Annotated in this window: 22 protein-coding genes and 1 rRNA gene; all 23 read left to right on the forward strand. The window is 46.1% G+C overall.

The genetic code is table 11. The features are described from left to right. The first annotated feature begins 494 nt into the window (after positions 1–494). Entirely contained in the window at positions 495–1,241 is a 747-nt protein-coding gene (locus H70737_RS00325; protein ID WP_042183866.1) for a vWA domain-containing protein, read from the forward strand. Next, positions 1,231–2,169 (forward strand): serine/threonine protein kinase, encoded by a 939-nt coding sequence (locus tag H70737_RS00330; RefSeq protein WP_042193073.1) that lies wholly within the window; start codon positions 1,231–1,233, stop codon positions 2,167–2,169. The genes H70737_RS00325 and H70737_RS00330 overlap by 11 nt, the downstream gene beginning before the upstream one ends. A 36-nt stretch (positions 2,170–2,205) precedes the next feature. Beyond that, positions 2,206–3,648: a tRNA lysidine(34) synthetase TilS gene (gene tilS, locus H70737_RS00335; RefSeq protein ID WP_042183868.1), complete on the forward strand. Its 1,443-nt coding sequence runs from the start codon at positions 2,206–2,208 to the stop codon at positions 3,646–3,648. Between the two features lie 46 nt (positions 3,649–3,694). Then, positions 3,695–4,234 (forward strand): hypoxanthine phosphoribosyltransferase, encoded by a 540-nt coding sequence (gene hpt / locus H70737_RS00340; protein ID WP_042183870.1) that lies wholly within the window; start codon positions 3,695–3,697, stop codon positions 4,232–4,234. 109 nt (positions 4,235–4,343) lie between these two features. Beyond that, positions 4,344–6,398 carry an ATP-dependent zinc metalloprotease FtsH gene (gene ftsH / locus H70737_RS00345; protein ID WP_042183872.1) on the forward strand — a complete coding sequence of 685 codons (2,055 nt, stop codon included), beginning with the start codon at positions 4,344–4,346 and terminating at the stop codon, positions 6,396–6,398. 257 nt (positions 6,399–6,655) lie between these two features. After that, entirely contained in the window at positions 6,656–7,594 is a 939-nt protein-coding gene (gene nadA, locus H70737_RS00350; RefSeq protein WP_042183878.1) for a quinolinate synthase NadA, read from the forward strand. 39 nt (positions 7,595–7,633) lie between these two features. Then, positions 7,634–9,250: an L-aspartate oxidase gene (nadB, locus tag H70737_RS00355; RefSeq protein ID WP_042183881.1), complete on the forward strand. Its 1,617-nt coding sequence runs from the start codon at positions 7,634–7,636 to the stop codon at positions 9,248–9,250. Continuing rightward, positions 9,240–10,115: a carboxylating nicotinate-nucleotide diphosphorylase gene (nadC, locus tag H70737_RS00360; RefSeq protein ID WP_042183890.1), complete on the forward strand. Its 876-nt coding sequence runs from the start codon at positions 9,240–9,242 to the stop codon at positions 10,113–10,115. Before nadB ends, nadC begins: the two co-directional genes overlap by 11 nt. Further along, positions 10,112–10,879: a type III pantothenate kinase gene (locus tag H70737_RS00365; RefSeq protein ID WP_042183892.1), complete on the forward strand. Its 768-nt coding sequence runs from the start codon at positions 10,112–10,114 to the stop codon at positions 10,877–10,879. The genes nadC and H70737_RS00365 overlap by 4 nt, the downstream gene beginning before the upstream one ends. Before the next feature lie 47 nt (positions 10,880–10,926). Next, entirely contained in the window at positions 10,927–11,811 is an 885-nt protein-coding gene (hslO, locus tag H70737_RS00370; protein ID WP_042183894.1) for an Hsp33 family molecular chaperone HslO, read from the forward strand. A gap of 8 nt (positions 11,812–11,819) precedes the next feature. After that, complete coding sequence (locus tag H70737_RS00375; RefSeq protein ID WP_081950997.1) at positions 11,820–12,764, forward strand: peptidylprolyl isomerase; 945 nt, start codon at positions 11,820–11,822, stop codon at positions 12,762–12,764. Between the two features lie 174 nt (positions 12,765–12,938). Then, complete coding sequence (cysK, locus tag H70737_RS00380) at positions 12,939–13,877, forward strand: cysteine synthase A (protein WP_042123166.1); 939 nt, start codon at positions 12,939–12,941, stop codon at positions 13,875–13,877. A 420-nt stretch (positions 13,878–14,297) separates the two neighbouring features. Further along, a complete protein-coding gene (locus H70737_RS00385) occupies positions 14,298–15,905 on the forward strand; it encodes an anthranilate synthase component I family protein (RefSeq protein WP_042183898.1) in 1,608 nt (535 codons plus the stop codon). Beyond that, the gene (pabA, locus tag H70737_RS00390; protein ID WP_042123170.1) at positions 15,902–16,483 is read left to right on the forward strand and encodes an aminodeoxychorismate/anthranilate synthase component II; all 582 of its coding nucleotides are present in this window, start codon (positions 15,902–15,904) and stop codon (positions 16,481–16,483) included. The genes H70737_RS00385 and pabA overlap by 4 nt, the downstream gene beginning before the upstream one ends. Beyond that, complete coding sequence (locus H70737_RS00395) at positions 16,480–17,361, forward strand: aminotransferase class IV (RefSeq protein WP_042183900.1); 882 nt, start codon at positions 16,480–16,482, stop codon at positions 17,359–17,361. Before pabA ends, H70737_RS00395 begins: the two co-directional genes overlap by 4 nt. Next, positions 17,358–18,215 (forward strand): dihydropteroate synthase, encoded by an 858-nt coding sequence (gene folP, locus H70737_RS00400; protein WP_042183902.1) that lies wholly within the window; start codon positions 17,358–17,360, stop codon positions 18,213–18,215. The genes H70737_RS00395 and folP overlap by 4 nt, the downstream gene beginning before the upstream one ends. 30 nt (positions 18,216–18,245) lie before the next feature. After that, positions 18,246–18,608: a dihydroneopterin aldolase gene (gene folB / locus H70737_RS00405; protein ID WP_042183904.1), complete on the forward strand. Its 363-nt coding sequence runs from the start codon at positions 18,246–18,248 to the stop codon at positions 18,606–18,608. 11 nt (positions 18,609–18,619) lie between these two features. Then, positions 18,620–19,171 (forward strand): 2-amino-4-hydroxy-6-hydroxymethyldihydropteridine diphosphokinase, encoded by a 552-nt coding sequence (folK, locus tag H70737_RS00410; RefSeq protein WP_042183906.1) that lies wholly within the window; start codon positions 18,620–18,622, stop codon positions 19,169–19,171. Continuing rightward, entirely contained in the window at positions 19,138–19,332 is a 195-nt protein-coding gene (locus H70737_RS30080) for a helix-turn-helix domain-containing protein (protein ID WP_234540301.1), read from the forward strand. Before folK ends, H70737_RS30080 begins: the two co-directional genes overlap by 34 nt. A 40-nt stretch (positions 19,333–19,372) precedes the next feature. Further along, positions 19,373–20,389 (forward strand): tRNA dihydrouridine synthase DusB, encoded by a 1,017-nt coding sequence (dusB, locus tag H70737_RS00415; RefSeq protein ID WP_042183908.1) that lies wholly within the window; start codon positions 19,373–19,375, stop codon positions 20,387–20,389. 201 nt (positions 20,390–20,590) lie between these two features. Next, complete coding sequence (gene greA, locus H70737_RS00420; protein ID WP_042183910.1) at positions 20,591–21,070, forward strand: transcription elongation factor GreA; 480 nt, start codon at positions 20,591–20,593, stop codon at positions 21,068–21,070. A gap of 156 nt (positions 21,071–21,226) precedes the next feature. Further along, positions 21,227–22,747: a lysine--tRNA ligase gene (gene lysS, locus H70737_RS00425; RefSeq protein WP_179085871.1), complete on the forward strand. Its 1,521-nt coding sequence runs from the start codon at positions 21,227–21,229 to the stop codon at positions 22,745–22,747. Between the two features lie 407 nt (positions 22,748–23,154). Then, positions 23,155–24,712: ribosomal RNA gene (locus H70737_RS00430) — 16S ribosomal RNA — on the forward strand. Positions 24,713–24,862 lie beyond the last annotated feature (150 nt).

Here is a 24,862-nt window from a genome sequence, read left to right on the forward strand (position 1 = left end):
TGTCGTATTGCCTGTATGTTTTAGCACGCGCGAAGCGTCGTGTTGCTTGTATGTTTTAGTACGCGCAAGGCGTCGTGCTGATTGTTAAAGGTTTGAAGCACGGGCATAGTGCCGTGCTTGAATGGTAGTCGAGGCGAGTCTGTGATGTGAAACTCGCCGGTCTCTACTATTTACGTTTCAAAGTTTCGCTGACTTTGGCGCGTAATTTTTTAGATCTAAACTGTTTACTAGTGAAGGTACGGAACGGAGAGAAAGTTTGGAGCTGTAGAAGCGGAGCGTTCGCCTTTATTATTTGATTTCAACCGCAGAGGGCGGTTTTAATAGAGAAATCAAATAATAACAGCGATCGAAAGCCCAAACATTTCTCGCAGTTCCCCTATTCACTATCCCCTAAGTTCAGATCACAAATTTCCCCAACAAAAGCGACCGTTTGAAATCTCTCATTTCTGGATATGCTAGAAACAGAGGTTCAAACAAAGGGGGAGTTGAGGGTTATGAAGCAAATTATGCTCATTACTGACGGTTGTTCGAATGTAGGAGAAAGTCCGGTGTTGGCAGCGGCGCATGCCCTGCAGGAGGGAATCACCGTAAATGTGGTTGGTGTAGTTGATTATGGTACGATCGGCGAGCTCGGAAGCCGGGAGATTGCCGACATTGCCAAGGCCGGGGGAGGCCTTAGCCGAATAGTCGGAACGCCACAACTGGCGCAGACGATTCAGATGATGACACGCAAGACCGTGGTTCAGACGATCCAGCAGGCGGTTAATAAAGAGGTAAAAAAGATACTAGGCGATGGCTCATTGGATCAGTTACCTCCTGTTCAACGTTCACAGGTTGTTACAGTTGTAGATGAACTGACAGAAACAACACCGCTGCGCATTGCACTTCTTATCGATGCCAGTGCTAGTATGAAACCTAAACTGGGTGCTGTGGAAGATGCTATCCGCGATTTGGCGCTCAGTTTGGAAGCACGGGAAGGTAAGAGTGAGATTGCTGTATTCCATTATCCTGGAAATAACAGCAGCGAAGATGCCAAGCTTGATCTAGATTGGACCCATGACATGTCAGGTATTCGTACGTTATTCTCTAAATTACACATGAGAGGCGCGACACCGACGGGTCCAGCTATTTTCAAGGTGCTTGAACATTATCGTTATGATACACTGGATGAACATCGTGGACGCCGACTAAGTGATGACCACGACGAAAGAGAAGGGATGATTGGTGGGTATGTCGTCTAATCCGTCCTATCCTACTGGTACCTTAATTAACGGCAAATGGCGGGGTAACCGTTATGTCGTTGAGCGGATGCTGGGAAGGGGCGCGAACGGAACCGTATATCTTGTGCAAAGAGAAGGCAGACGGGAAAGGTACGCGCTAAAAATCGGATACGATACACTTGAACTTCAATCGGAGATCAATGTACTAACCTCGCTGCAATCACGGCGAAAGCGGAATGAGCATCGTGCTCGTCGTGAGAATCCATTGTCTTCTTATTTTTTGGAAGCGGATGATTTTGCGAATGGGGATAATGTCCCCTTCTATGTAATGAGGTATGTTGAAGGCAAACCTCTGCATCACTTTTTATCGAAAAACGGTCCCGACTGGTTAGGCCTGGTAGGGCTTGGTCTGCTTGATAAGCTGCGCACACTGCATGAATGCGGTTTTGTGTTCGGGGATTTGAAGCCGGAGAACGTCATGGTATCAAAGTACGGCGAAGTGGAGCTGATCGACTTTGGGGGCACAAGTCCTATTGGTCGCAGTGTGAAGCAGTTTACCGAATGGCATGACCGTGGCTTTTGGAATGCAGGCAGCCGCACGAGTGATGAGGGTTATGATCTATTCGCTTTTGCTGTACTGTGCCTCCGTCTTTTGAATGAAGAGGGGCTCAAGAAAGCTGCGCTACAGCTGCCGCAGACAAGAAGTGTAGATGAGCTGTTTAAGCTGGCTAGAAATCTACCCGACAAGAAACTATCCTCTTGGATTTGTTTGGCATTAAAAGGAGGTTTCACCGGTTCCGCAGATGCTACAGAGCTCTGGCGAAGCCATATTTACAATTCGCGTAGAAAGCGTCCTGATAGTATGGACACACCTCGCTGGCTCAAAAATGCTTTTGGGTTATCCTTGTTTGTGCTTGCCTTTACAATTTATTGGGTATTTCGGTTTTGAACTTATACATATAGTTAGAGAAAAGGGGGGCCGCATATGGAGCAAATGAATGGACTGGTGGAGTCAGTATTGGAGTCAGCAGCCGAGCACGAGCTGTGGGCGCCCCATGACACCATTGTAGTCGCAGTTTCCGGCGGCCCGGATTCTGTGGCTCTTTTGCATGTTTTGCATGAAATAGCTTTAAACGTTATGCCACTTACCTTAATATGCGCTCATGTGAATCACGGATTTAGAGCGGAGTCTAAGGAAGAGGCAGAGCTAGTACGTGGTATGGCTGAACAATTGGGACTGCCCTTTGAGTTGGCAGAATTCGATATTCCCTCTTTGGCTAAAGAGAGTGGACTCGGCCCTGAGGGGACAGCGCGCGAGAAGCGATACGAATTCCTGATTGATACCGCACACCGTTATGGGGCGCGCTCCGTTGCTCTGGCTCATCATGCGGATGATCAGGCAGAAACGGTGATTATGCGTCTATTGCGAGGAAGCGGTTTATCGGGGCTGTCCGGTATCAAGTGGAAAAGAACAGAAAAAAAGGTGGAACTCATTCGTCCATTCCTACGTATTAACAAAACGGCTCTTCTTGGGTTATGTCAGAATGAAGGTTTCACCTATGCCGAGGATGCGACTAATCTGCTGACGAAATACAAGCGGAATGCTGTTCGATTGGAAGTTCTTCCTTTTCTGGAAAGGTATAACGGCAGAGTAAGGCAGTCACTTGTGCAGCTTGCGGAAATTGCAGGAGCTGAGGATGAATATATGGAAGCATCTGCGGTAAAATGCTTTGAGGAGCTGGTTTCGGAAGGGGAAGGGAAATATACCTTTAACAGAGCTTCATTTGCGGCCATACCCTCCGCTTTACAACGGCGTTTGATTAAACTAATATTAAATTATCTGTCGGCGGATCTATCTGCCCTTGATTTCTCCAAGATTGAATCTGTACGTCGGGGAACGCTGCAGAGCTATCCCACCACCTGGAGTTTGGATTTAGGTGGAGGCCTGACTTGTGTGCGGCAATATGATATCATCTTGTTCTCGTCCAAGCCCGCGCAGCAACAGGCAAGCTATACATATCGTCTGTTTTTACCGGATTCCGAGCTTAAGCTGGAGGAAATAGGTAAGGTGATGTCGATGGCGGTGCTGGAGAGAGAAAACTTTTTTGTACAGGGGGAGGATTATGGGAAGATGTCGGCTTGGTTTGACCGTGATGAACTGGTCTTTCCACTAACGATTCGTTCCCGATTGCCTGGAGATACCATAAGAGTCATGGGATTAAACGGAAGCAAAAAGGTAAAAGATATTTATATTGATGATAAAATACCTGCTGCTGAACGCTCAATGATCCCCCTCGTTTGTGATGGTTTGGGCAATATCGTCTGGATTCCGGGCGTAAGACGCTCGATGCATGCCGCAGTAGGGCGGCAAACGACCTCGGTACTTCTATTGTCTCTAGCAGAGCTGGATGACCGTGAAGAAACGTAATGGTCGATGTAAGTCTTTCATAGTATAACTTAGGAGGTTTCGCAAGTTGCAAAATGATATTCAAGAAGTCTTGATCACCGAAGAGGAACTTCAGCAGAAAATTAAGGAGCTCGGTCGAACACTGAGCGAAGAATACGCAGGACGTACCCCTTTAGTCATTTGTGTACTAAAAGGCGCGTTTATATTTATGGCAGATCTGGTTAAAGCCATTACAGTACCTGTTGAGATGGATTTCATGGCAGTATCTAGCTATGGAGCATCCACCAAGTCCTCTGGTGTTGTCAAAATTATTAAGGATTTAGATGTATCGGTAGAAGGCCGCGATATCTTGATCGTTGAAGATATTATTGACAGTGGCCTTACGCTCAGCTATTTGATTGAGCTACTCCGCAACCGCAATGCTGCTTCTATCAATGTGGTTACCTTGTTTGATAAGCCCTCAGGTCGTACGGTTAATCTAGAAGCCAGCTATACAGGCTTCGTGTTGCCAGACGAATTTGTAGTAGGCTACGGATTGGATTATGCCGAGCGGTATCGGAACCTCCCATATGTTGGAGTACTGAAGCCTGAGATTTATTCCAATTGAACTATTGATTGCCTTGATCATACGGATCGGGCACCCTTGGCTTCCTTTATTTGAGGTGTCCCAAGAGGCTATGGTACAATAACTTGAGTGTTGCGAGAGGAGGTAGGGGATGAATCGGTTCATCCGGAATTCTGGTTTTTATTTGATTTTATTTTTAGTCGTGGTGGGTATTGTCCAGTTTGTGAGCAATGGAAATGAAGCCGCCGATTTCCCTAGATACGACGAGTTACGGCAGGAGATCAAGAGCAACAATGTGAAGGATTTGACGGTTCAGTTTGAGGGTAATGCCTTTTTAGTTACAGGCGAATATAGAGAGTTGCCTGCCGATACTAAATCGAAAAGCTTCTCCACATATATTCCTCCAACAGATGCTGCTATTAATGAACTGATTCAAGCCAGTGATGTTAATGGGATTGAATTAACTCAGAAGAAAATGGAAGGCACCAGCATTTGGCTGACATTCCTTTCTTCTATTATCCCGCTAGTCATTATGTTCATCTTGTTCTTCTTCCTGTTTAACCAGGCGCAAGGTGGCGGCGGTAAAGTCATGAATTTCGGCAAGAGCAAGGCTCGGTTATATAATGAAGAGAAGAAGAAAATCAGCTTCGAGGATGTTGCAGGGGCGGACGAAGAGAAGCAAGAGCTTGTCGAAGTCGTTGAGTTCCTGAAAGATCCGCGCAAATTTGCAGCTGTCGGTGCACGTATCCCTAAAGGCGTACTGCTTGTAGGCCCTCCGGGAACAGGTAAAACATTGCTTGCACGTGCAGTAGCAGGTGAAGCCGGTGTTCCTTTCTTTAGTATTTCCGGTTCCGATTTTGTAGAAATGTTCGTGGGTGTCGGTGCTTCTCGGGTACGTGATTTGTTCGAGAACGCTAAGAAGAACGCGCCATGTATTATCTTCATTGATGAAATTGATGCTGTGGGTCGTCAACGCGGCGCCGGACTCGGCGGCGGACATGACGAGCGCGAGCAAACACTTAACCAATTGCTGGTTGAGATGGATGGATTCGGTGGTAACGAAGGCATTATTATTGTTGCGGCAACTAACCGCGCTGATATACTTGATCCTGCATTACTTCGTCCAGGACGTTTTGACCGTCAAATTACGGTTGACCGCCCTGACGTAAAAGGCCGTGAAGCTGTACTTAAGGTTCACGCTCGTAACAAGCCGCTTACGAAAGATGTAAGACTGGATGTTGTCGCTAAACGCACAACTGGATTCACGGGTGCTGATCTAGAGAATCTGCTAAATGAAGCAGCATTGCTAGCTGCACGTCGTAACCGCAAAGATATTTCCATGATTGAAGTGGATGAAGCCATTGACCGTGTTATCGTGGGTACTGAGAAACGTAGTCGGGTTATCAGTGACCGTGAGAAACGCATTGTTGCTTACCATGAAGCAGGCCATACTATAGCTGGTTATTTCCTTGAGCATGCTGATATGGTGCATAAAGTTACAATTATCCCACGCGGACGTGCCGGCGGATATGTTATTATGCTTCCGAAGGAAGATCGGATGATCGTTACCAAGCAGGAGCTTTTGGATAAGGTTACTGGATTACTTGGTGGACGTGTTGCCGAAGAATTGTTTATTGGTGAGATCGGTACGGGCGCATACAGTGACTTCCAACAGGCTACGCGCATCGTGCGTGCCATGATCATGGAGTACGGTATGAGCGATAAGCTTGGACCTATGCAGTTCGGCTCGTCTCAAGGCCAAGTATTCTTGGGTCGTGATATTGGGCATGAACAGAATTATAGTGATTCCATCGCTTATGAGATTGATCAAGAAATGCAGAACTTTATTACTTCGAGCTACGAACGTTGTAAAGAACTGTTGCTCAAATACTCTAAAGAAATGCACCTGATTGCCAATACGTTACTTGAGAAGGAAACACTTGAGCTTGATCAGATTAAAGAGCTGATTGAACAAGGATTCCTTTCTGAAGATGGTAAGGCTGAGGGTGGCGAAGGCGTTGCGCTTGAAGTTGGCGAACCTGTCATTGATAATATCGGTGATGTGCGTGTCCGCATTCAAGGCAAGTCTGAAGATACTGATTCCACGCCTCCGAACCTATCAAAGGAAATCCCGAACAAACCTGAATCTGAGGGTAATGACGGATCTGATGATGACAATAAAGGCGGCGGAACTAGCCTTACCTAAGCAGGATCACTATTCATAAGATGTAAATTAATCCGGAGAGCGTAATTGTCTCCGGATTTTTTATTTTAATTTTTAGGTAATTTCATGCTTGGAAGCCTGTCTAGTCACATTGACAGGGGCTGGAACGTTGTGTACATTAGTGATTAATATTACTTACTATTAACATCAGCTTATTCATTTTTTCGGATGATGGCTCATGCCATTTGATAACATCGCACCGGCGTAAAGCCGCGAAGATTTAAGGGGGAGAACAATCGGTGGAAGCTCTGGCACTTGAGCGTAAGCAGGAACAGAATCGAGAACTTCGTATACGTCTTGAACAGCTTAAGAAGGAAAGAAACGCAATCATTTTAGCTCATTATTATCAACGTGATGAAATTCAGGAGGTTGCCGATTTCCGGGGAGACTCTTTTTTACTCGCTCAGAAGGCTGCAGAGACTGATGCAGAGGTTATTGTATTCTGCGGTGTTCATTTCATGGGGGAAAGTGCTAAAATTCTGGCTCCAAACAAAACCGTCCTTATTCCTGATGAACGTGCAGGCTGCCCAATGGCTGATATGGTCAATGTAGACGGTTTGCGTAAGCTTAAAGCGCAACATCCAAATGCTAAAGTGGTGACTTATATCAACTCGTCTGCAGAGATTAAAGCGGAAACTGATATCTGTTGTACCTCTGCCAATGCCGTGAAAGTAATCGAATCCCTCGATGCTGAAGAAATTATCTGGGTACCCGATAAGAATCTTGGTCAATACGTACAAGATCAGACCGGCAAAAAACTGATTATCTGGGAAGGCTATTGCAACACTCATGATATGTTGACTGTTAAAGATGTAGTAGAAATGAGAGCGAAATACCCAGAAGCAGAATTTGTAGTTCATCCAGAATGTCGTCCGGAAGTAGTGGCCATGGGTGATTATGTAGGTAGTACTACATCCATTCTCGAGTATTGCCGGAAATCTGACCGTAAGCAATTTATCGTTGGAACTGAGGATGGTACAGGGTATCAGCTTCGTAAAGATAGTCCGGATAAAGAATTCCATTTTGCTACAAAATTTCTTGTTTGTCCTAATATGAAAGTTAACAATCTAAAAAAACTGGTGAAATGCCTGGAGACGATGAAGCCACAAATCTATGTACCGCCTGCTGTCGCCGACAAAGCCAGAACTTCCCTAGAGCGCATGCTACAAGTCCGGTAGTATGCGCTACTCTTTCGTTGAAACAGGTGAAACGCGGTCATGATTCCACAATATTTGGTTGATTTTGATCTTCGGGATATTCCTAAAGTAAAGACAGATTGTATTGTTATCGGTTCAGGGATTGCCGGATTGTTCACAGCTATTAAAGCTAGTGAAGATCGGCGTGTCATTATGATCACAAAGAAATCAGTAATGGAGAGTAATACTCGCTATGCACAGGGGGGGATCGCAGCTGTAATCGCTGAGGACGATTCCCCTGCTTACCACCGGCAGGATACATTAATGGCGGGAGCAGGTCTGTGCTCATCCACAGCTGTCGATGCACTTGTTAATGAAGGACCAGATAGAGTTCATGAGCTAATTCGTTTAGGTACTCTTTTTGATAAGGAAGATGGGGTACTGGCTTTGACGCAGGAAGGAGCGCATAGTCACCGTCGTATTTTGCATGCTAATGGAGATGCTACAGGGTATGAGATCGTTCGTGCCTTGGCTGAACAGGTAGCTGAACATGAGAACATTGAGGTGTGGGATGATCATTATGTCATTGATCTCATCACTGAAGGTGGAGAATGTGTAGGCGCATTGTTGCAGCGTCCCGGCGGCGGACGGTTATTCCTGCAAGGGGATGCGACTATTTTGTGCTCTGGCGGTGCAGGACAATTATTTAGATACACTACCAACCCTGAAGTAGCTACAGGCGACGGGGTAGCCATTGCTTATCGTGCCGGGGCTCATATACGAGATATGGAATTTATTCAATTTCATCCTACAGCATTGAGTTATCCTGGAGCTCCTAGATTCCTAATCTCCGAAGCAGTTCGTGGGGAAGGAGCAGTATTGCGCAATATTAATGGAGAGCGGTTCATGAAACGATATCATGAGTTGCTTGAGCTAGCCCCACGAGATATTGTAGCTCGGGCTATTGTAAGTGAAATGGAGCTTACAAAGTCAACGTTTGTCTATTTGGATATTACGCATGAATCCCCAGAAATGGTGAAGCATCGTTTCCCTACAATACATGAGACCTGTATGGGCTATGGACTGGATATTACAAGTGATTGGATTCCAGTGGCTCCAGCTGCGCATTATATGATGGGGGGCATTAAGACCGATCTGAATGGGGAGAGTACGATTCCTCGCTTGTTTGCTTGCGGGGAGGTTTCTTCCACAGGCGTACATGGGGCTAATCGATTAGCAAGCAATTCATTATCGGAAGCAGTTGTTTTTGGACATCGTATTATTGAGCGGATTCGCCAATTATCTCCGCTTGGATGTGATGTAACATCAGTTAGTAGCAACGAAGGGCGTGTTGATTCGCCAACTCAAGCTATTGTGGAACGCCGTTTGAAGCTACAAAAGGTAATGGTTCGATATGCTGGATTACGACGTAATGAAGAGACCTTGTCTAAGGGAATAGAAGAATTGAAACGGCAGCTACCCATCTTTGGATCCGTATTGACTAAACGCGAGGAATACGAGTTCGCTAATATGCTGACCTGCTGTTTGCTCGTGACAGAGTCTGCTCTAGCACGGGAAGAGAGTCGCGGGGCACATTACCGTGAGGATTACCCGCAGCGAAGTGATGATCAGTGGCGCAAGCACCTGCTTCAAATTCGCGATCTGGGAATAGTGGAGGAATTAAGCGATGATGTTTAATGGTTACAATGAAGAACTAGTACAATCCATTAAGGCTTGGCTGCGGGAAGATGTTGGTTCCGGTGATGTAACAACACAAATGACAATACCTGTTGGCCATGAATCTAAAGGGATTATTCATGCTAAAGAAGATGGCGTAATTTGTGGTATCCCGATTGCAGAGTTGGTTTTTGAAATTGTTGATCCTACGCTTAGCTTTACAGCCCTTGTAGAAGAAGGTCAAGCAGTGACAAAAGGGACTGTAATTATTGAGGTAGAGGGAAGCACACATGCAATTCTTACGGGTGAACGGCTTGCACTCAACTTGATGCAGCGTCTTTCCGGTGTAGCATCACGTACGTCATCTTTCGTACAGGTGCTCGATGGATTACCGACTCGTCTAGTAGATACACGTAAGACTACACCAGGACATCGTATGCTGGAAAAATATGCAGTTCGTGTTGGTGGAGGCTTTAATCATCGTTTTGGTCTATATGATGCGGTTATGATCAAGGACAATCATATCAAAGGTGCAGGTGGTATTAGGCAGGCAGTAGGTCGTGCGCGGAAGAACATTCCACATACGATGAGCATTGAAGTAGAGACTGAGAACTTAGAGCAAGTCGAAGAGGCGCTGGCAGCAGGTGCTGATATTATTATGCTTGATAATATGTCTAACGAGATGATGAAGCAAGCGGTGGCTAGGATTAAAGCTAAAGCTCCACATGTCAAGACAGAGGCCTCCGGCAATGTATCGTTAGAAACGGTTCGTGGGATCGCAGAAACAGGTGTGGATGTGATTTCTGTAGGACGCCTTACGTACTCCTTTTCCAGTCTGGATATTAGTCTAGACCTTAATGCCAAGAAGGAAGGGTCCTCATCATGATGCTTGCTGTCGATGTCGGTAATACCAATATTGTTCTCGGTGTATACAGAAAGCGCGAATTGTTACATCATTTTCGGCTAAGTACTGCCCGCCAATCCACCGTGGACGAATATGGAGTGCTGATACACAATCTTTTTCAGATGTCAGGGATCTCTGTCAAAGATGTGGAAGGTGTAATTATATCCTCGGTAGTTCCACCTCTGGTTAAGACTATCGTGGATATGTGTATAAAGTATATAGGCAAAGATCCGTTACTCGTAGGACCAGGGATAAAAACGGGACTTAATCTTCGCTATGAGAATCCGCGTGAGATTGGCGCAGACCGGATTGTTAATGCTGTGGCTGCGATTGAACAATATAAATGTCCGCTTGTTGTTGTTGATTTTGGTACGGCTACGACCTTCGACTGTATCGATGCAGGGGCTAATTATCTTGGAGGAGCGATTGTTCCGGGTCTTGTTATTTCTACAGAGGCCTTATACCAGCGGGCGTCGAAACTGCCACGAATTGAGTTGGAGAAGCCTAAAAAGGTTATCGGACGTAATACAGTTCACGCTATGCAGGCTGGTATTATTTTTGGGTATGCAGGCCAAGTCGAGGGGATTGTAAAGCGTATCAAAATCGAGATGAACGCTCCGGAACTGAAGGTTATTTCTACTGGAGGCCTCGCTTCGCTAATTGCGGGGGAGACGGATTGTATCGACGAAGTAAATCCTATGTTAACACTAGAAGGATTACGAATTATTTATGACCGTAACCAATAAAGATAAAGAAGCCTAAAGGGCGAAGAGATAGGAGGGCTATGCACCCAATGGAAAAAAAGAAGGATCGACTTATCCGTGGAACGGCTATGAATGGTAAAGTGAGAGCGTTTGCTGTCCGCACAACAGAATTGGTCGAGGAATTGCGGCGCAGACATGATACGTATCCAACGGCTACAGCCGCACTTGGACGTACAGTTACCGCTGCAGCCATGATGGGCGCTATGCTCAAAGGAAGAGAGAAGCTATGTATCATGGTCAAAGGGGATGGACCGATCGGGCAAATCGTTGCGGAGTCCAATGCGTTGGGAGAAGTGTGCGGTTATGTACACCATCCTCACATTCACTTACCTAGCAATAGTATGGGCAAATTGGATGTTGCTGGAGCCGTAGGAACTGAAGGGTTCATTGATATTATAAAGGATTTAGGTTTGAAGGAACCTTATCGAGGTAGTATTCCTATCATCTCCGGAGAACTTGCGGAAGATTTCACTTATTATTTCGCTGTTTCTGAACAAACCCCAGCTGCAGTTGGCTTAGGTGTATTAGTGGATACCGATGAGTCAGTGATTGTAGCCGGAGGGTTTATCGTGCAGCTTCTTCCAGGACTGACGGATGCGGAGATTACGGAGATCGAAAAAGCTCTAGGGGCTATGCCTTCCGTGACAACACTTCTTGATCAGGGTCTAGAGCCAGAAGAAATGCTGCGTTTTCTTTTGCCGGATGCCGTAGTTATGGATGAACTGGATATTAACTTTGCTTGTCAATGTTCGCGTGAGCGGGTAGAGCAGACATTGGTTAGCTTAGGGCAAGATGAACTGGAGAGATTAATTGCAGAAGATGAGCAGGCTGAAGTTGTATGTCATTTTTGCAACGAGGCTTATGTTTTTAATAAGGACGAATTACAGGTCATTTTAGAACAAGCGAAATCGTAGGGCATGGGATGATGACGAGACAGGAACGTGCACTTCGCAATACGGTTGTTATTCTGGCTGTTGCAACTTTAATGCTCGGGGGCCTATTGTTCTGGAGCTTACGCGCCATGGCTCTTCTAAAAGGGGATACAACAGAAAACGAAACACCGGATGCAGCGACTGCAGGCGGATTACCGATAACAGATAAGCAGTGGATGGATGAGCTCAAAAAAAAGCATGGCCACGAAGTGCTGGTTGGAATGATCAATCATATTGTTGTGGAGAAGGAAGCAAAGGCTCTGGGGATTACCGTGACCGACGATGAGGTTGAGCAAGAACTTGCACGAACTATGGTTGGATACGGATCGGAAGAACAGTATTATGCACAAATGCAGTCTCAGCTGGGGTTATCTCGTCAGGAAGTGTTCGCAGAAACGGCTTATCGTCTGACCTTACAAACAATAGCCACTGATGGTATTACGATTAAGGAAGCTGATATCGATACTTATTTAGACCAAAATACGGAGCGTTTCACTCCCAAAAGGGAATTGGAACTCTCCATGATTAAGGTTTCATCTTATGATGAAGGCGAGCAAGTAATGGATCGCTTGGAGCAGGGTGAGAATTTTGCTGATTTAGCTAGGGAAGTTTCCATTGATGCAGAGAGTCGGCAGCAAGGAGGCCGTTTGGGCAAAGTAGAGGAAGACGATCCTTTTTGGCCTGAGGGACTGCTTAAGACCGCTGCTAGTTTGGATGAGGGTGATATAGCGGGGCCGATTCAGGCGGAGGACGACTTCGCTATCATTCGACTAGAGAGTATTCACACACAAAATATTCCTGATCAAAAGGAAATTCGAGCGCTGATACGTCAAGAGCTGGCGTTGGAGCAAGCACCCCCTTTACAACAAGTGGAGAGTGATTTGCGCACGAAATATGATGTGGCAATAAATATTGACAACAGCCTGCAAGATTGATAATATGATATTAACGTAAAACCTACCGTTTTAGTCGGAAATAACTAACGGTGGTCCAATATCTATACCCCTTTATAGCAGTTATTATTGCATAATAGGGACACACATACAGAAGAGTAAAGTCACAATTTACGTTCTTATATCGCATTTATCATTCTAAGGAGGTTTTTGCTCATGGCTAAAGTCGTTAACAACGTAACAGAATTGATCGGAGGTACTCCGCTCGTTCGTTTGAATCGTCTGGCACAGGAAGGCTCCGCAGATATTTATTTGAAATTGGAATATCAGAATCCGGGATCAAGCGTAAAAGACCGTATCGCAATCAGCATCGTTGAAGAAGCTGAACGTGAAGGTCTACTGAAGCCTGGAGGTACAATTGTAGAAGCAACTAGTGGTAACACTGGTATTGGCTTGGCACTTGTGGCTGCGGCTAAAGGTTATAAGGCAGTTATCGTAATGCCGGAAACCATGAGCTTGGAACGCCGTAATCTACTTCGTGCATACGGAGCAGAATTGGTTCTGACTCCAGGATCGGAAGGCATGAATGGTGCGGTTAAGAAAGCGGAAGAAATTCTGAAAGAGAACCCAAGCTATTTCCCATCGGAGCAATTCAAGAATAAAGCGAACGTGAAGATCCACCGTGAGACCACTGGACCTGAAATCGTTGAAGCTATTGAGTCCATCGGAGGCCCACTGGATGCTTTTATTGCAGGTATCGGAACAGGTGGAACGATCACGGGTGCAGGTGAAGTGCTGAAGAGCAAATATCCTGACGTGAAGATCTATGCTGTGGAACCTGCTGCTTCTCCAATCTTGGCAGGAGGCAAACCAGGCCCTCACAAAATTCAGGGTATCGGAGCAAACTTCATTCCTGAAATCCTGAACCAGGACATTTATGATGAGATCATCCATGTTGAGAACGATGAAGCATTCGAAACTGCACGCCGTGTAGCTAAAGAAGAAGGCGTCTTGTCTGGCATTTCTTCCGGTGCAGCAGTATTTGCAGCACTTAAGGTTGCTAAAGACCTCGGTCCTGGCAAGAAGGTAGTTGTCATCATCCCAAGTAATGGTGAACGTTACCTGAGTACACCACTTTACAATTTCGAAGCGTAATTGTTTGCAATAACGTAATTTATAAGAGTCTTCATACCACTTTTCTGGTGGTGATGGAGACTCTTTTCGTTGATTATATGGGCAAAAGGCTCTATGGATATATGACTACCTAGACGTGGTAATTTATTATTTTTGAAAAATGCTATGGTTTTTACTGAAGACTTAAAAGCCATAATAATTTCCTATAGCTGGGGGCTTTTCAATAATGCCTTAAGTACAGTATACTGACAGGCAATATACTACTGATGATTAATAATAAGTAATTGCTAGATAAAACTAAGCAAATGCTTACGAAGTAAGTTTTATTGCGAAGTGATGTCTATGATGTAATTGCTTCATAAAACTAAGCAAATGCTTACGAAGTAAGTTTTGTCCCGAAGATTAAACTGTAGGATTATGCTAGACAAAACTTTTAGGAGGATGGCTTTGGAAATCATAACGACATGGAATGAGTGGGAACAATGGGCAGCTGAAGACTGGAGCATGTTCCCCTTGATTATAAAATCACCCAAGTGCTCGGGGGAATTGCCCGCATCCTGGAAGAAGGCCTGGGAACTAGCTTCCGAATACTCCGTAGTGTTGGAGAGTGGCAAGGGTGGCCGCTATACGTACTTGGGTTTAAATCCTTTATCAATATTAAAAGGCAAGGGAGAAGGCGCTGAGGTGTTTAGCCTTTCTCCCGAATCATTGGGTCATACAGCCGATGAGGGTTCACATGAGACTACAACGCTGATAGGTCAGCCGCTAGAGCTGCTACAGCAATGGATGTTAGGCTTCACCTCGCCAAGTCTAAACGTTCAGGGCATTCCTCCATTTACAGGTGGATGTATTGGATTTCTAGGGTACGATGTGGTTCGCTCATTGGAGCGTTTACCGTCTCTCGCACAAGATGATCCCGGTTTTCCTGGTTATCTCTTTATGAGGATGGATGAGGTATGGATTTATGATCACGAAGAGCATGTGCTTTATTGTGCTGTTCACGTCCCGGTTCCAGCAGAATGTGGGATGGAGGATTTGCAGAACCTTTATCTCGGTGCTATAGAACAGGCTGGGCGAATGGTAGAGCAGTGGCAGTTGATATCCACTGCTTCGGGATTGAACGAAGAGGTCAAAGGTAGCATTGAGGCCCTCACAGATTCCTCAGGGGAGTGGCCGGGTATGACCTCGGCCTTCTCACCTGAGAAGTTCCAGCAGGCCGTGCTGGACGTTCAGGAATACATCCGCCAAGGCGATGTATTTCAAGTGAACCTCTCGCTGCGCCAGGAGGCGCAGCTGAAGTCCTCGCCGGAGGATGTTTACGAATGGCTGCGCAAGCTCAATCCGTCCCCGTACATGGGGCTCTTGCGGTCGCCCGGCTTCGCGCTATCCAGCGCTTCACCGGAACTGCTCGTCAAGCTGCACGGGGACAAAGTGAGCGCACGGCCAATCGCCGGCACCCGGCGCCGAGGCCTGACTCCCGCGGAGGATGCCGCCATGGAGGCGGAGCTTCGCGGGAGCGAAAAAGAGATCGCCGAGCATATTATGCTTGTCGATCTGGAGCGCAACGACATCGGGCGTGTCGCTGCATATGGATCCGTCAGCGTGCCTGAGCTGATGACGGTGGAGCGCTACTCTCATGTGATGCATCTCGTTTCGCAGGTAGAGGGCCAGGTCGCACCGGATAAGGATGCTTATGCTGTAATCGCAGCATTGTTCCCAGGGGGAACGATTACAGGCGCACCCAAAGTAAGAACAATGGAAATCATTGAAGAGCTGGAGCCGGTTCGGCGTGGGCCGTACACAGGATCCATGGGCTTTATTGACTATAACGGAAATATGGAATTAAATATTATTATTAGAACACTGGCTGTAAAGGATGGAGTCGGATATATTCAGACAGGTGCGGGCATCGTGATCGACTCTGATCCCTACCGTGAATACCGTGAATGCCATAATAAAGCCAAAGCGGTAGTGAAGGCAGTACTCTGTAGTGAGTTACAGCAGGAATCCCAAACTACCAGCGGCGCCGAAGGGGGAGAAACACTGTGATCTTGGTCATCGATAATTATGATTCCTTTACGTATAACCTCGTACAGTATTTGGGTGAACTTGGGGAAGAGGTTAAAGTACACCGCAACGATGAAATTACCATTGAAGAGATTGAAAAAATGGCTCCCGATCATATTTTAATTTCTCCAGGACCATGTACACCTAATGAAGCGGGGATCAGTTTGGAATTGTTACATCATTTCAAAGGTATTATTCCAATCTTCGGCGTATGCCTTGGGCATCAGGCGATAGGCCAAGCATTTGGTGGAAATGTTATTCGTGCAGAGCGTTTGATGCATGGAAAGACATCCCCGATTCATCATAAGGGCACGTCGGTTTTTGAAGGTCTGGAGTCTCCTTTTACGGCAACAAGATATCATTCTTTGATTGTAGAGCGCGAGAGTCTGCCGGATTGTCTGGAGATTACAGCGGAGACCGAAGAAGGGGAGATTATGGCACTGCGCCATAAAGAATACCCTATCGAAGGTGTGCAATTCCATCCGGAATCGATTATTACGGATCATGGTCATACGATGCTGCGTAATTTCTTGAAACGGAGAGCCGGAGAAACGGCATGAAATATATAGGATTTAACAATGGTGTCATAGATGCAAGACAAGCCGTGGTTTCCGCCCTGGATCACGGTTTTTTATACGGCATAGGATTGTTCGAGACCTTTCGGACGTATGGGGGAGTGCCTTTTCTGCTGGAGCGTCATTTGAAGCGTATGGCAGAGGGGTGCAAGGAGCTTGGTATTCCATTTGCGCAGGATGTTGAACAGCTCCAGGAGTGGATCCAGCGTGTTATGGACAGAAATGAATTAAAAGAAGCTTATATACGCTATACCGTGACCGCTGGTGAGGATATTCTCGGGTTACCTGCGGGCGACTATTGCGAACCCAATCATTTGCTGTACATCAAAGCGCTGCCGAAAGTATCCGAAAAGATATATAGCGAAGGCAAAGACCTGCAACTGTTGTCCTTACGGCGTAACACTCCGGAGGGAGCAGTGCGATTCAAGTCTCTGCATTATATGAATAATATTTTAGCAAAGCGTGAGCTTAGGGGCTATGCCTCTGCGGCGAATGGTGCTGAAGGATTGATGTTAACTGCACAAGAGGTCATAGCAGAGGGCATTGTCAGCAACATCTTTTTTATAAAAAACAATGTTCTCCACACTCCAGATATCTCAACTGGGATTCTACCGGGAATTACCCGGGAAATGGTAATGGAGCTGGCTCGTAGTGCTAGAATTAGGGTAGAAGAGGGCGCATATCATTGGGAGCAGTTAAAAATAGCCGACGAAGTATTTCTTACTAATTCCGTACAAGAAATTGTCCCGGTCACAACGCTTTGGGAAAAAGATAAAAAATTTACCGTAGGCGATGGCCTTTGCGGCAGAATGACTTCGGATTTGATTTCATTCTATAGAGAAAGGACGGGAATACCGAAATGAGACCAGCCATATTCAAGCGGACATACCGCTGTGGAAATACTGATTTGGAATTGGGAAAGCGAACGCTGATTATGGGCATCCTGAATGTAACCCCGGATTCTTTTTCAGATGGAGGACTTTGGGATGATCCGGACAAAGCAGTAGAACATGCGCTACAAATGGCTGCAGACGGTGCTGATATTATAGATATTGGTGGAGAATCTACCCGTCCTGGTCATAAGCCAGTGGGGCTTGAAGAGGAATTAGCTCGTGTATTGCCTGTCATCGAGAGTATTCATCGAGCGGCACCGCATATTCCGTTATCTATAGATACGTACAAAGCTGAAGTGGCACGCCAAGCTATTGCTGCTGGTGCCCATATCATTAATGATATATGGGGCTGTAAGGCTGATCCGGAAATGGCGGTAGTGGCAGCAGCTGCAGACTGTCCCATTATTTTGATGCATAACCGGCAGGACCGTGATTATACGAATCTAGGTGCGGATATGTCGGCAGACCTTAAGGAAAGTATTGATCTTGCTTTAGCCGCAGGAGTGAAGTCAGCCAATATCATCTTGGATCCAGGGATCGGCTTTGCGAAGGATTTTAATGAAAATTTGCAGGCGATGATGCTTTTGGACGGGTTGACTGAGTTTGGCTATCCACTGTTACTGGCGACTTCACGCAAAAAATTCATCCGGACCGTACTTGATTTGCCCGCTGATGATGTTGTGGAAGGTACCGCAGCTACAGTAGCCTTTGGTATTGCTCAGGGCTGCCAGATCGTACGAGTGCATGATGTGTCCCTAATAAAACGAACGGTCAAGATGTGTGATGCGATGTTGTATGCTGCACCTCCATTGGTGCGTGAATAAAGATATTTTATAAAAAGGGCGGGTTTAAAGATGGATAAAATGACACTGCATCGAATGGAATATTACGGATATCATGGTGTTTTTGAAGAAGAGCGTAAGCTGGGCCAACGTTTTTATATTGATTTGGAGCTGGAACTTGATCTACAGGGAGCGGGCCAGAACGATGATTTGAACCAAACCGTAAACTATGCTGAAGTGCATGAACTGGTCAAAAACATTGTCGAAATAAAGTCCTTTAAGTTAATTGAGGCTCTGGCAGAATATATTGCATCCTCCGTACTGGACACTTATACTGTTATCAATGCAGTAACGGTAAAGGTAACTAAACCGCATCCGCCATTCGACATTCATTTTCAGGGAGTGACTGTGGAGCTGCGCAGAACTAGAAAGTGAGAACAAAGTCCATGAATATACATTCCACCTCTGAAGAATCAGAGGCTTATATTGCTTTAGGGGCTAATTTGGGCGACCGTGAAGGCACGCTGTCAGAGGCTTTGAACAGACTGAATAATCATGATGAAATATCGGTAGTTCGCTGCTCCAAAGTCTACGAGACAGAGCCAGTAGGTTATTTAGATCAGCCGCAGTTTCTTAATATGGCAGCAGCTTTGCGCACGACGCTTGCGCCAGAGACCTTGCTGGAAGTAATGCTGGGGATCGAAACGCAGCTAGGTCGTATCCGGGATATTCGCTATGGACCGAGAACGGTAGATCTAGATTTATTGTGGGTAGAGGGCCAGGCACTTGATACTCCGCATTTAACGTTACCGCATCCGCGTATGTTTGAGCGTGCATTTGTAATGCTTCCGCTCAGTGATATCGTTCCACAGAATGAACAGTCTTCCGGACTCCGCAAGTTGATTACAGCAGCGCTTCAAGACATAGACGGGAAGGAAGGAATTCGGTTGTGGACAACAAGCGTATGGGACGGAGGGTCAGGGCATTCCGCAAGCTAAAAGGCTATACTCAACAGGAACTTGCGGATCTCACTGGAATTTCCTTGGCTGTGCTTGGCGCAGTCGAGAGGGGCAATAGACGTTTGGAAGATCAAATTTTAGATAAAATTGCGAATGTACTAGGGGTTACAACCGAAGAGTTGGTGAACCCTGACTCATAATTTTTAAGCAATTCAAATAGGAATAATGGAAGTGATACGAATGCTGAAGATTGGCGACATTGAGATGAAAAATCAAGTTGTTCTGGCACCTATGGCTGGGGTGTGCAATCCGGCCTTTCGTCTAATCGCTAAAGAGTTTGGAACAGGTTTAGTCTGTGCGGAAATGGTGAGCGACAAGGCTATTATTCACGGAAATACTCGTACTCGCGAAATGTTGTTCGTGGATGAACGGGAGAAACCGCTTAGTTTGCAGATTTTTGGCGGGGATAGAGAATCACTGGTGCAAGCAGCTAAAGTGGTTGATAAAGAAACCAATGCTGATATTATCGATATCAATATGGGATGCCCAGTGCCTAAAGTAACTAAATGTGATGCAGGAGCCCGCTGGCTTTTGAATCCCGACAAAATCTATGAAATGGTCTCTGCGGTTGTCGATGTTGTCGATAAACCCGTAACCGTGAAAATGCGGATTGGCTGGGATAGCGAGCATATTTTTGTCGAAGATAATGCGCGTGCAGTAGAACGTGCCGGTGGCAAGGCTGTCAGCGTACATGGACGAACACGGGAGCAACTCTACACGGGGCGTGCAGATTGGAATTATATCAAGATGGCAAAAGAAGCGGTCTCCATTCCGGTTATCGGCAATGGTGATGTGAATACACCTGAAGATGCTCGGGCTATGCTTGATCAGACCGGTTGTGATGGCGTGATGATCGGGCGTGGTGCGCTAGGTAACCCATGGATGCTGTACCGTACGATTCAGTATTTAAGCACCGGGGAACTGATGCCTGAACCTGGATTGGATGAGAAGATTAAGGTTGCCATTCTTCATATGGATCGGCTGGTTGCACTTAAGGGAGAAGCAGTAGCCGTTCGGGATATGCGTAAGCATATGGCTTGGTATTTAAAAGGCCTGAAGTCTGCTGCACGAGTAAAGGATGTGCTCATGTTAGAGACAGAACGTGATGGAATGGTGAAGATTTTGAATGATTTTGTCGTTCAGCTAAAGCATGAAGAAGAGAATAAGGGTAATGAAATGTCTGCTTCCGCAGTATAAACGTTGTTTTCCTTACGCTTTTTGAACACATCCCACTTTATATGTGGTGTCATTGACATTTTGTAGCGGTTCCAATATAATTTCACAGTATAAAATCGCCGTTACAGTAAGAGCAATGCAGCAGGGAGGGTTCTTATCCTCCTAGATTAGCATATAGTATGGTGTTTTCAATAAATGTATACGACAGGAGAATCGGTTGAGATGAGCGATAAAGAAGTCATCCTTACGCCGGACGGGCTAAAGCGTCTGGAAGATGAGCTGGAATTCCTCAAATCTGTGAAACGCCGCGAGGTTGCTGAACGGATTAAGGTAGCGATTGGCTACGGAGATATCAGTGAGAACTCGGAGTATGAAGACGCGAAGAATGAGCAGGCTTTTATCGAAGGACGCGTTATCACCTTGGAGAAGATGCTTCGCAACGCGCGCATCATTAATAGCGACGAGATCGTTACTGATGTGGTAAGTATCGGTGTTACTGTAAGTGTTGAAGATTTGGAATATGGTGACACTATGGAATACACGATCGTAGGTACAGCGGAGTCCGATCCACTGAATAATAAGATCTCCAACGAAAGTCCAGTAGGCAAAGCCATCATCGGCAAGAAAATAGGCACGATTGTTGACGTTAATACACCTGCAGGCGTTATTCAATATAAAATTCTCGATATCAGAATGAAGTAGTGTACAGATCTTATAGTCTGTAAATAGATGTGCTGCCGAATGTATAAGTAGTTTTCTTGTATGCAGGCAGATAAGGGAACATTGTTTGGGAAAGCTTCCTTAGGGAAGCTTTTTTTCAAAATATAAGGGATTTATATCTGCAAGGGGATGAATAGCATGACCGAGGAAATGAATAATGTGGAGAATGCAGAGAACGAACTTAGTGAGCTTTTGCAAATCCGCCGTGCCAAATTGGACGAGCTAAGAGGACTTGGTATCGATCCTTTCGGCAAAAAGTATGAGCGTACAGCTAACGCTGGCGACCTAGTATCGAAGTATGATGGACTTTCTAAAGAAGAATTGGACGAGCTATCTGTTGAAGTCAGCATAGCGGGTCGCATTATGGCAAAACGTGTTATGGGTAAAGCCAGTTTTGCGCATATCCAAGATCTCAGTGGAAGAATTCAGCTTTATGTTCGTCAAGACAGCATTCCTGAAACGCAATACGCAGCGTTCAATGTTCTCGATCTAGGAGACATCATCGGCGTTCGCGGAACAGTATTCAAAACCAAAACAGGCGAGACCTCCATCAAAGTGCATAATCTCGAAGTCTTGTCCAAGTCCTTGTTGCCGCTTCCTGAGAAATATCATGGTCTTAAAGATGTAGAGCTGCGTTACCGTCAGCGCTATGTTGATTTGATTATTAATCCGGAAGTTCAACAGACCTTTATTGCTCGTTCAAGAATCATTCAATCTATGCGTCGTTATTTGGATTCACTTGGCTATCTTGAAGTTGAGACACCTACACTTCATGCGATTGCCGGTGGAGCTGCAGCGCGTCCGTTCATTACTTACCACAACACGCTTGAAATGCAGCTTTATATGCGTATTGCTATTGAGCTTCATTTGAAACGTCTTATTGTTGGTGGACTGGAAAAAGTATACGAAATCGGTCGTGTATACCGTAATGAAGGAATTTCTACGCGTCACAATCCTGAGTTTACTATGATTGAGCTGTATGAAGCTTATGCTGATTACAAGGACATCATGAACCTTACGGAGAATATGATCGCTCATATTGCCCAAGAGGTATTAGGAACTCAACAGGTCGACTATCAAGGCAAGCCGGTAGATCTGTCACCAGGATGGCGTCGTGTAACTATGGTTGATGCCGTTAAAGAAGTAACCGGTGTTGATTTCAGTGTTCATATGACAGATGAGGAAGCACAGGCTCTGGCAAAAGAGCACCGTGTACCTGTAGAGAAGCACATGTCTTTCGGTCATATCCTTAATGCTTTCTTCGAGCAATTTGTAGAGGAAACTCTGATTCAGCCTACCTTTGTAATGGGACATCCGGTTGAAATCTCACCACTGGCGAAGAAAAACGATGAGGATCCACGCTTCACCGATCGTTTTGAATTGTTTATTGTGGGTCGTGAACATGCGAATGCATTTAGTGAATTGAATGATCCGATCGACCAGCGTCAACGCTTTGAAGCACAAATCCAGGAGAAAGAGCAAGGTAATGACGAAGCTCATGAAATGGACGATGACTTTATCCGTGCTTTGGAATATGGTATGCCTCCTACAGGTGGACTGGGAATCGGTGTAGACCGTTTGATCATGTTGCTTACCAATTCTGCATCTATTCGTGATGTACTGCTGTTTCCGCATATGCGTAACCGTACAAACGAATAGTATTTATACAACAATGAGCACAGGGGAGCTGTCTAGCGGCGGTTCTCCTTGGCTACTGTTGATCAGAAGGTAAAGATTCTGGTATCGTTATGAGGATATAAAGCTTAATACTAATTTGTTCGAAAAAAAGTGTTGCAATGAATCTCTATACATGATATATTCTATTTCTGGCCGAGAAACACACATGCCGAGCTCGAAAAAGAAGTTAAAAAAAGAGCTTGACATTAAACGGCCGAACATGATATAGTATAAGAGTTGCTGCTGAGACATTAAACGGCGCCAACGAGAACTTGATCTTTGAAAACTGAACAACGAGTGAGTAGGAAATCACGAAAGTGATATCCAAAATTAGAGAATTAATTTTCTCGTCAGATGTTTCAAAATGAGCATATCGCTCTTTTCAATACTAATTGGAGAGTTTGATCCTGGCTCAGGACGAACGCTGGCGGCGTGCCTAATACATGCAAGTCGAGCGGAGTTATTTTGAAAGCTTGCTTTCAAAATAACTTAGCGGCGGACGGGTGAGTAACACGTAGGCAACCTGCCCCTTAGACTGGGATAACTACCGGAAACGGTAGCTAATACCGGATAATTTCTTTTTTCTCCTGAAGAAAGAATGAAAGACGGAGCAATCTGTCACTGAGGGATGGGCCTGCGGCGCATTAGCTAGTTGGTGGGGTAACGGCCCACCAAGGCGACGATGCGTAGCCGACCTGAGAGGGTGAACGGCCACACTGGGACTGAGACACGGCCCAGACTCCTACGGGAGGCAGCAGTAGGGAATCTTCCGCAATGGACGAAAGTCTGACGGAGCAACGCCGCGTGAGTGATGAAGGTTTTCGGATCGTAAAGCTCTGTTGCCAGGGAAGAACGTCCGGTAGAGTAACTGCTATCGGAGTGACGGTACCTGAGAAGAAAGCCCCGGCTAACTACGTGCCAGCAGCCGCGGTAATACGTAGGGGGCAAGCGTTGTCCGGAATTATTGGGCGTAAAGCGCGCGCAGGCGGTCATTTAAGTCTGGTGTTTAAACCTTGGGCTCAACCTGAGGTCGCACTGGAAACTGGGTGACTTGAGTACAGAAGAGGAAAGTGGAATTCCACGTGTAGCGGTGAAATGCGTAGATATGTGGAGGAACACCAGTGGCGAAGGCGACTTTCTGGGCTGTAACTGACGCTGAGGCGCGAAAGCGTGGGGAGCAAACAGGATTAGATACCCTGGTAGTCCACGCCGTAAACGATGAGTGCTAGGTGTTAGGGGTTTCGATACCCTTGGTGCCGAAGTTAACACAGTAAGCACTCCGCCTGGGGAGTACGGTCGCAAGACTGAAACTCAAAGGAATTGACGGGGACCCGCACAAGCAGTGGAGTATGTGGTTTAATTCGAAGCAACGCGAAGAACCTTACCAGGTCTTGACATCCCTCTGAATCCACTAGAGATAGTGGCGGCCTTCGGGACAGAGGAGACAGGTGGTGCATGGTTGTCGTCAGCTCGTGTCGTGAGATGTTGGGTTAAGTCCCGCAACGAGCGCAACCCTTAACTTTAGTTGCCAGCAAGTAATGTTGGGCACTCTAGAGTGACTGCCGGTGACAAACCGGAGGAAGGTGGGGATGACGTCAAATCATCATGCCCCTTATGACCTGGGCTACACACGTACTACAATGGCCGGTACAACGGGAAGCGAAGCCGCGAGGTGAAGCCAATCCCATCAAAGCCGGTCTCAGTTCGGATTGCAGGCTGCAACTCGCCTGCATGAAGTCGGAATTGCTAGTAATCGCGGATCAGCATGCCGCGGTGAATACGTTCCCGGGTCTTGTACACACCGCCCGTCACACCACGAGAGTTTACAACACCCGAAGTCGGTGGGGTAACCCGCAAGGGAGCCAGCCGCCGAAGGTGGGGTAGATGATTGGGGTGAAGTCGTAACAAGGTAGCCGTATCGGAAGGTGCGGCTGGATCACCTCCTTTCTATGGAGAATCGTCTTCTGCAATGAAGACATTCAAATCGGAAGTTAAACTTCCACAACTCACTCGTTGCTCAGTTTTGAGAGTTTAAGCTCTCATCTTTAAACTTGATCCTTGAAAACTGGATACCGAAACGAATTTGCGTTTTAGAAC

The organism is Paenibacillus sp. FSL H7-0737 (assembly GCF_000758545.1).
Lineage (GTDB): Bacteria > Bacillota > Bacilli > Paenibacillales > Paenibacillaceae > Paenibacillus_AQ.